Source organism: Vibrio sp. 03_296 (assembly GCF_002265885.1).
The window spans coordinates 1-347 of sequence record NZ_NPKW01000787.1 but is presented as its reverse complement, the minus strand read 5'-3'; the positions used below and the strand labels follow the sequence as shown (position 1 = coordinate 347).

General features: G+C 43.2%; 1 pseudogene. It reads left to right on the top strand.

The features are described from left to right. Window positions 1-74: 74 nt before the first annotated feature. Window positions 75-347: pseudogene (locus tag CIK04_RS34515) on the top strand (peptide ABC transporter permease); the annotation flags it as partial.

Here is a 347-nt window from a genome sequence, read left to right as displayed (position 1 = left end):
TTCAACGCCATCGTAGATATTTTGTTGGCGATGATTGATCCGAAAATTCGCTACTAACAGGGACGTATATGGTTATGTTGACGAAAAAAGAGAATTCTGGAAGCGCTTGAGAAGTTTCAGAAACTTAGAAATTGAAGGTCGCAGCTTATGGCAAGATGCCCGCATTCGCTTTATGCGAAACAAAGCTGCGATGGTGAGCTTGTTTATCCTTATGGTGATGACACTTGCTGTCATTTTCCTACCGATGTTAGCGCCTTTCACGTTTGATGATACTGACTGGTATGCCATGCACGTTGGACCAAATGCTGAGCATTGGTTTGGTACGGATAGTTTAGGCCGAGATTTGT